Origin of the sequence: Streptomyces phyllanthi, from assembly GCF_009377205.1 — a bacterium.
GTDB lineage: Bacteria > Actinomycetota > Actinomycetes > Streptomycetales > Streptomycetaceae > Streptomyces > Streptomyces phyllanthi.
This window is the reverse complement of sequence record NZ_VJZE01000480.1, coordinates 1-6790: the sequence shown is the minus strand read 5'-3', so window position 1 is coordinate 6790 and position 6790 is coordinate 1. Positions and strand designations below refer to the sequence as shown.

Genomic DNA, 6790 nt, shown 5'->3' with positions numbered 1-6790 from the left:
CGTTCATGCGGGTGGCTCCTTGATGTGGGGGATGGGAATCGGCAGGTGCCGGGAGGGAGATGGGCGGGGTCTGGAGCGGCCGGCTCCGGCTGCCATCAGAGGGCCGGGCGACGGTTCCTCAGGAGGTCACGGCCGCCCACGCGTTCTTCTCCTCGGCCTCGGCGTTGTCCAGGGGCAATGGGGGCGAAGGCGCCGCCGAGGACGGATCCGATGGCGTCCGAGTGGATCAGCGGGTGCCCGTCCTCGCCGGGCACCCGCACGGTGACGTGATGGGAGATCATCTCGACCCGGCCGAGGTGATCGGAGATCCGGTAGCACGCGGCCAGTCCGAGCCGCGCCTGCCACTCCGCGTCACTCATGCCCGCGGGTTTCGCGGTGCTCGTCGGGGTGCCCAGAAAGGTCACGGCCGTGCTCCTTGAATTGCTCCATGGGCGTCGCCGGCACGTGGCAGCGCCCCTCGGTATCCAGGAGCATGGATGCCTGACCGCGCAGGAACCAATGTCGGGAACGCCATGGATCAGCGTCGTATGATGTCCGATCCGACATCAGAGCAGGCAGGGGCCAGCGCGGTCAGGTCCAGCAGCCGCATCAGAGCGGCGCGGCGACCCGGGCCGCCACCGGCAGGGTGGGCCCGCAGTCCGTGGCGGCGGCCTCGTCGGGGAACGCGACCCACAGCGAACCGAGCACGTCCTCACTCGCCCTGATGACCACGGCCACGCGGGGCAGGCCCCGGGCCGGTTGTCCCGTGGACGACGACGGCGTGTTCACTGCCGGCGAAGGAGCGAGGCTTCCCCGAGGCGCAGGCCAAGGCGATGAACACGCAAGTCGCCGCGCGCGGCACGGATCGGGCTGGACTTCCACCTCGACTCCGCCATCCCGACCAACACGCGCGCTGCCCACCGGCTGAGCCACTTCGCCGCGAGCCGGAGCCGTCAGCACGACATGGTCCAGCGGCTCTTCCGCGCCTACTTCACCGATGGACTCAACGTCGGCGACCACGACGTCCTCGCCGGCCTGGCCGCCGAGATCGGCCTCGACCGGACCGCCGAGCCGGCTTGCTGTGGCGGACACGTACCCTTGCAGTGGCCCGACGGTGAATGCTGCACTTGTGGAAATGGGCCAACGGGTGCGGTTCCCGGTCGCGTTGGGAGGAAGACATGGTCCGATCGTCCCCGGACGTCATCGTCCCTGTCGGCGTGCCGTCACCGGCCCGCGACATCCTGGCCGGTGGGGCCCCCGTGGTCCCCGCGAGCGGCGGATGGCGGGTGCGCCGCGAGGCCAAATCGAGGCTGAGGCGCTACAAGCAGATCGCCCAGGAGTACGGGAACGGCTGCATCTCGCCTTCCGCGTTGGACGAGGAAGGCCGCGCGCTGCTGGGGCGCGCGTGTGATGCGCTCGCCCAGATCTGGCGCCTGGGGCTCGAGTGCGGTGCGGACGGGCCGAGCCATGACGTCCTCCTGGGTTACGACGACATCAGTGGCCAGCCCGTATACAGGTCGCGGTTCGAGCACGAGCCGTGGGAGATCGCGCGGACTCTGCTTGCCGCCTGCCCCGCGACGGGTGACCCCGCCAACAGCGACGGGATGTCGCCGGAGGAGGCCGTCGCAGCGATCACGGCTCATGTGGAGAGACTGGAGTCCGAGGCCGCCGACTTGCGCGAATACCTTTCCGAACACCCGCAGGAGCTCACCGCATTCACCGAGTGAGGGCACCGAGACGGTCGTAGCGGCGGTGCGGAAGGCGTCCATCACCACGGGCCAGGACAGATCGAGGTCGCGGGCGGCCTGCACGGCGGTGGAGCCGGCATCGTGGACCCGGCGTCCGGCCGCGCACCGCAACCGCTCGGTCAGCCGGGCCCCGGCCGGTATCTGCGGGATCTCGCGGCCGACGCACGCTCGCGCGCCAGGTGCGGCGACACACCCACCTGACAGTTGGTGACCTTGCCCGCGGTGCCGGTGTACTGCCGGGACATACACGCCGAGGCGTCCCCGTCCTTGACGACACCCACACACCAAAAGACACGCGACCCACGACTGAACCTGACCAAACCCTCCTAGCGGCGGGCGTCGCGTCAGGCCGTGCCGGTTTCGCCGAAGTCGAGCAGGACCTTGCAGGAGCGGGCGGGGTCGGCCGCGAGCTCGAAGGCCTCCTTGGTGTGCGCCACCGGCAGGACCGAGGTGACCACCGGCTCCACCGGGAGGCGGCCGTCGGCCAATGCCCCGAGGACCTCGGCGAGTTCGTCATCGAAGCGGAAGGAGCCGGCGAACCGTAGCTCTCGTGTGATCAGCGCGTTCGCGGCCACCGGCGTGTCCCCGGGCGGCAGCAGGCCGAGGCCCACCACGAGGCCGCCCCGGTCGACTCCGTACACGCAGGTGCGAAGGCCCGCCGGGTTGCCCGAGGACTCGATGGCGATGTCGGCGGTGAGTTCGTCCAGTCCGTCGGCGGCGTCGGTGCCGACCCGTACGGCCGACGCGGCGCCCATCTGCCGGGCGACGGCCAGCGGGGCCTCGTGCACGTCGGTCACGGTGATCCCGGCCGCGCCGGCGGCCCGCAGCGCTGCGACCACCAGGCAGCCGATGGGCCCGGCGCCGGTGACCAGTACGTGCTTGCCGCGTACGTCGCCGGCCTGTCGTACCGCGTGCCAGGCGACGGCGGCGGGCTCGGCCACGGCGGCCAGCCGCAGGTCGAGGCCCTCGGGCAGCGGAAGCACACGCTCGGCGGGCACCACCAGGACGTCCGCGAGGCCCCCCTGCACATGGGGGTTCCGTGCGGCGCTGCCCAAGTAGCCGGTGTCGAGGCAGGTGTTGCGCCGCCCGGCGAGGCACTGCCGGCACGTGCCGCAGGACGCCAGCGGGTGCACGGCCACCGGCGTCCCCGGCGACGGCGCCTGGGTGCCGGGGCCCGCCTCGCGTACCCTGCCCACGACCTCGTGGCCCAGGATCAGTGGCTCGCGCAGCCGGAACTCCCCGACCGCGCCGTGGCGCCAGTAGTGGAGGTCAGAGCCGCAGATGCCGCCGTACCGGATGTCGACCGCGACCTCGCCCGGGCCCGGCTTCGGCACCGGGCGCTCCTCCAGGCGCAGGTCGCCCGCGCCGTGTGCCACCACGGCCCGCATCGTCGCTGAGTTCATGTCGCTCCTGTCCTGGTTCCGTTCTCCGAACGGCTTCGGCTGCCTCGGTTGTGCTTCGGTTCGTCACACGCGGTGGACGCGGTGCGTCAGACAACCGCGGTCAGGCCGCCGTCGACGGCGATCACCTGGCCGTTGACGAAGTCCGACGCCGGTGCCGCGAGCCACACCAGCGTGCCGACCAGGTCCTCGACCGAGGCCCAGCGGCCGGCCGGGGTACGCCCCCGGATCCACGCGTCGAAGGCGGGGTCCTCCACCAGAGGGCGGGTCAGTTCCGTGACCACGTAGCCGGGGGCGAGGGCGTTCACGGTGAGGCCCGAACCGGCCCACTCCGCGCACATGCTGCGGGTCAGCATCGCCAGGCCCCCCTTGGAGGCCGCGTAGGCCGCGATGCCGGGCCGGGCCAGCCAGGTCTGCACGGAGCAGACGTTGACGATCTTTCCGTGACCGCGCTCGACCATACCGGCGGCGACCGTCCGGCCGACCAGGAAGGCGCTGGTGAGGTTGGTGTGCAGGACGCGCTCGAACGTCTCCGCCGAGACCTCCAGCATCGGCTCGCGGTGCTGCACCCCGGTGTTGTTGACGAGGATGTCCAGGGGGCCGATGCCGTCCTCGATCTCCCGGACCGCCCGTCGTACGGCGCTCTCGTCGGTGACGTCGAAGGCCGCCGTGTGCACCTTCGCTCCGGTGCGTTCGGCCAGCTGTTCCCGGGCACGCTGCAGCGCTCCGGCATCGCGGCCGTTGAGGACGAGTTCGGCGCCGGCTTCGGCGAGGCCGGTGGCGAGGGCGGCGCCGATGCCTTTGCCGGAGCCGGTGACCAGGGCGCGTCGGCCCGAGAGGCCGAACAGCTCGGGAGCCTTCACGGCCGCACCTCCAGGGGAGCGTAGTAGTGCATCAGCGCGGCGTTGTCGGCGTTGCCGTGCCCCGCCGCGGTGAGCCAGCGGTGAAGTTCCGCGACGGCGGTCGTGACCGGCAGCGGTACACCGGCCGAGCGCGCGTAGTCGCGGGCGGCCTCCAGGTCCTTGACCATGTTGCCGACGCGTCCGGTGGGGGAGAGGTCGGCGTCCGCGAACTTGACGAAGAACTCCTGCAGCAGCGCCGAGTCGGCCCGGCCTCCGCTGAGCGCGGCGAGCACCTGCCGGGGCGGCAGGCCCGCCGCTCGTACCAGGGCGGCCGCCTCGGCGAGCGCGGCGAAACCGCAGCCGACCAGTACCTGGTTGACGGACTTCACCAGTTGGCCTGAGCCGGCGGGGCCGAGGTGCGTCAGCCGGGAGGCCAGGGCGCCGAGAACCGGCAGCGCGCGTTCGACGTGTTCCTCCTCGCCGCCGAGCATCAGGGTCAGTTCTCCGCGCCCGGCGCCCGGTGCGCCGCCGGACAGCGGGGCGTCGACCCAGCCGGCGCCCAGCTTCGCGGCCCGCTCGGCGAACGCGCGGGTGGGTCCCGGGCCGATGCTCGACATATCGATCACCAGCACGCCGTCCGGGGCCGCGCTCAGCACGCCGTCGTGTCCGAACACCACCTCCTCCACGATGTCGGCGGTGTTGAGGGAGAGGATCACCGCGCCCGACGCGGCGAGCCGGGCGGGAGAACCGGCCGCGGTGGCCCCGTCCTGTGCGAGTTCGGCGGCGGCCTCGGGCCGGATGTCGTAGACACGCACCGCGCGTCCGCGCCTGAGCAGTCGGCGGGCGATCGCGGAACCCATGACTCCGAGCCCCGCGATGCCTACCTCCGTATGTCCTGACACCTGACCTCCTGAACTAAATGCTGCACTGAGAACAGCATATTGGACCCAAGGGTCAGTGATTGGCAACGTGAGTGACGTAATGAGGGGGTGAGGTGTCAATCTCGTCCAGCATGTTGGCTTCGGTGCGGCATGCTGTTACGGTCCCCGACGTCCCCAGATGAACGGCGTGTGACACGTCCGTGAGACGGAAGGGCGGCATCCATGACGGTGCCCGCGACGACATCCTCCCGGCCCGCCGAAGGTGACAGAACCGGCGCAACGCCAGGGTTGCGCCGCGCCGGCGAGGCGGTGCTCGGCATCGACCTGGGCACCACGGCCACCAAGGTGGTCGCCGTGGACGCCGCGTACCGCTTGGCGTCGACCGTCGAACGCCCCGCCCCGCTGCACACGGGGCGGGACGGCGAGGCCGTGCACGACCCCGCTGTCGTGCTGGCCGGGGTGGTCGACGCCGTGCGGGAGAGCGTCGAACACTGCACGCACCTGGGGCTGTCCGTCCGGGGCCTGTCCTTCAGCGCGGCTCTGCACACCCTGCTCGCCCTCGACTCCTCCGGTGAACCGCTGACTCCCGCCCTGAGCTGGGCCGACACCCGTGCGGCCGACATCGCCCGCCGGCTGCGAGCCGACGGAGGGAGCGCGCTCCACCGGGCGACCGGCACCCCGGTGCACCCCATGGCGCCGGTGACCAAGCTCGCCTGGTTCGCCGCCCATGAACGGGACCTCTGCCGCCGTACGGCCGTGTGGTGCGGGATGAAGGACTACGTGCTCTCCCGGTTCACCGGCCGGGTGGCCACCGACCACTCCTGTGCCTCCGCCACCGGGCTGATGAACCTCCGCACCACCGACTGGCACGGTCCCGCACTTCAGGCCGCGGGGCTGTCCGGCGGACGGCTGCCCGAACTCGTACCGCCGACCGCCACCTTCCCGCTGCTGCCCGAGCCGGCCGCCGCGCTGGGCCTGCCCGCCGGGCTGCCCGTGGTCGCGGGCGCCGGAGACGGGCCGCTCGCCAACCTCGCGGTCGGCGCCACCGCCCCCGGTACGGCCGCGCTGTCGCTGGGCACCAGCGGCGCGCTGCGCGTCGTACGCGACCAGCCGGGCGTGGACGACAGGTGCCGCGTCTTCTGCTACCACCTCGCCGACGGACTCTGGGTGCTCGGCGGGGCGGTCAGCAACGCCGGCGTCGTCGCCCAGTGGGCGGCCGAGTCCTTCGGCGGTGTCGACGTGGCCGACCTCCTGAAGGAGGCGGCGGAGGTCCCGCCCGGCTCCGAGGGCCTCATCGCGCTGCCGCACCTCCTCGGCGAACGCGCCCCCTGGTGGGACCCCGATGCCCGGGGCGCCCTGGTCGGGCTGCGGCGCGGACACGGCAGAGCGCACATGACCAGGGCCATGGTCGAGGGCGTCGGGCAGCAACTGGCGCTGGTCCGGGACTCGGTGGTCGCTGCGGGCGTACCGGTCGCCTCCGTGCGGGCCACCGGCGGGGCGCTGCGGTCGTCGCTGTGGGCGGAGATCGTCGCGGCGGCGCTCGAGATGCCGCTGGGCATCACGGAAGACACCGCCGGCTCCGGGTTCGGCGCCGCGCTCCTCGGCTGGCGTGCACTGGGCGCCGTGTCCGACCTGTCCGCCCTGCCCGCCGACATCTGGTCCCGGCCACACCGCACCGTCCTGCCGAACCCGGTGGCCGTCCGGCGGATGGCCGATGCCCGGCCCCGGGTCGAGCGGTTGTACGGGGCGCTGCGGGAGTTCTCGGCGTAGCGCCCGTGCGCCCGGCGACGCCGCTCCATCCTGCCGGTGAGCGCACCGCGCAGACGCACCATCGTCCACGGCCGGAGCCGCGGTGCCGGTCCCGGTGGTCGCATCCTCCGGGGCCGGGTGCCACGGTGACGCGGCGGCGACCGTCACCGCGCCGCCCGCCGCCCGCCGCC

Annotated in this window: 7 protein-coding genes and 2 pseudogenes; 3 read left to right on the top strand and 6 right to left on the bottom strand. The window is 72.8% G+C overall.

Annotated features, from left to right (window positions below):
* Positions 1–95 precede the first annotated feature (95 nt).
* Together FNH04_RS46910 and FNH04_RS48780 are read right to left on the bottom strand one after the other, a co-directional pair.
* Entirely contained in the window at positions 96–404 is a 309-nt protein-coding gene (locus FNH04_RS46910; protein ID WP_194236959.1) for a class II aldolase/adducin head domain-containing protein, read from the bottom strand.
* Between the two features lie 184 nt (positions 405–588).
* Positions 589–717 carry a hypothetical protein gene (locus tag FNH04_RS48780; RefSeq protein WP_265581412.1) on the bottom strand — a complete coding sequence of 43 codons (129 nt, stop codon included), beginning with the start codon at positions 715–717 and terminating at the stop codon, positions 589–591.
* Between the two features lie 126 nt (positions 718–843).
* Between FNH04_RS48780 and FNH04_RS49545 the strand changes: the two are divergent.
* Together FNH04_RS49545 and FNH04_RS38650 are read left to right on the top strand one after the other, a co-directional pair.
* Positions 844–987 (top strand): annotated as a pseudogene (locus FNH04_RS49545) (DsbA family protein); the annotation flags it as partial.
* Positions 988–1157: 170 nt separating this feature from the next.
* Positions 1158–1706 carry a hypothetical protein gene (locus FNH04_RS38650; protein WP_152790603.1) on the top strand — a complete coding sequence of 183 codons (549 nt, stop codon included), beginning with the start codon at positions 1158–1160 and terminating at the stop codon, positions 1704–1706.
* A 161-nt stretch (positions 1707–1867) separates the two neighbouring features.
* Here the strand turns inward: FNH04_RS38650 and FNH04_RS38645 are convergent.
* From FNH04_RS38645 to FNH04_RS38630, 4 genes and pseudogenes are all read right to left on the bottom strand, one after another.
* Positions 1868–2005 (bottom strand): annotated as a pseudogene (locus FNH04_RS38645) (transposase); the annotation flags it as partial.
* 66 nt (positions 2006–2071) lie between these two features.
* On the bottom strand, positions 2072–3130 hold the full coding sequence (locus FNH04_RS38640; RefSeq protein WP_152790601.1) for an L-idonate 5-dehydrogenase: 1059 nt from the start codon (positions 3128–3130) through the stop codon (positions 2072–2074).
* An 86-nt stretch (positions 3131–3216) separates the two neighbouring features.
* On the bottom strand, positions 3217–3990 hold the full coding sequence (locus tag FNH04_RS38635) for an SDR family oxidoreductase (RefSeq protein WP_322725108.1): 774 nt from the start codon (positions 3988–3990) through the stop codon (positions 3217–3219).
* On the bottom strand, positions 3987–4871 hold the full coding sequence (locus FNH04_RS38630) for an NAD(P)-dependent oxidoreductase (protein WP_322725106.1): 885 nt from the start codon (positions 4869–4871) through the stop codon (positions 3987–3989). The genes FNH04_RS38635 and FNH04_RS38630 overlap by 4 nt, the downstream gene beginning before the upstream one ends.
* 267 nt (positions 4872–5138) lie before the next feature.
* Between FNH04_RS38630 and FNH04_RS38625 the strand changes: the two genes are divergently transcribed.
* The gene (locus FNH04_RS38625) at positions 5139–6620 is read left to right on the top strand and encodes a gluconokinase (protein WP_152790599.1); all 1482 of its coding nucleotides are present in this window, start codon (positions 5139–5141) and stop codon (positions 6618–6620) included.
* Positions 6621–6790 lie beyond the last annotated feature (170 nt).

Bases quoted from the DNA above. Each gene is read 5' to 3' on its own strand.
- FNH04_RS38650 (WP_152790603.1), top strand. From the start codon at position 1,158: ATGGTCCGATCGTCCCCGGACGTCATCGTCCCTGTCGGCGTGCCGTCA.
- FNH04_RS38640 (WP_152790601.1), bottom strand. From the start codon at position 3,130: ATGAACTCAGCGACGATGCGGGCCGTGGTGGCACACGGCGCGGGCGAC.